Raw genomic sequence first — 589 nt, 5'->3', positions numbered from 1 at the left:
GCCACCTCGCTGCGCATCGCGTCGCAGGAGGTTTTCCGTTTTCCCGGATCGAGGCCGTTCAGCGGTTCATCGAGGATGAGGTACGGGCAATCGGTCGATATCGCCATGGCAAGCTTTACCTGCTGCTTCATTCCTGTCGAGAGTTTACGGGTCGGCTTGTCGAGATATGGGGAGATTCCGAGGGAGCTGCAGAGCGAGTCGATGTCGGCGGCCGATTTCCACGCCTCCCTAACGAAAGAGAGGTGCTCGAGGGCCGATAGCGTGGGGTAGAGATCCGCGCTGCCCGAAGAGCTCAGGTAGACGAGTTCTGCGAATTCGGCTGATCGACGTTGGCTGATTCCGTCTGCCGCCAGGCTTCCCGAGCGGATGCGGGTGGGAAATTGGCCCGACAGCGCTTCAAGAAGGGTGGTTTTCCCCGAGCCGTTGGGAGCAACGAGGCCCGCCGCCGTCCCCGGGCTCAGGAAAAGCGACCCGATTGAAAGTACCGTCGTGCTTCCGTATCCCACGCTCGCGTCCAGAAGCTCGAGCCCATGGTGCTTTTTAGCGGGTCCAGCCTGTTTGGGCGAACGTGCCGCAACGGCGCCGACCG

The 589-nt window shown here is 61.8% G+C and carries 1 protein-coding gene; it reads right to left on the bottom strand.

Annotation, left to right across the window (positions count from 1 at the left end):
* The coding region (locus tag AAAX32_RS10025) for an ATP-binding cassette domain-containing protein (protein ID WP_349100740.1) at positions 1 to 589 on the bottom strand (589 nt) is incomplete at both ends.

The sequence above is a fragment of the Collinsella sp. CLA-ER-H3 genome (assembly GCF_040092425.1).
Lineage (GTDB): Bacteria > Actinomycetota > Coriobacteriia > Coriobacteriales > Coriobacteriaceae > Collinsella.
Note: the sequence above shows the minus strand (reverse complement) of the source record. Positions and strands in the feature narration are given on the sequence as shown.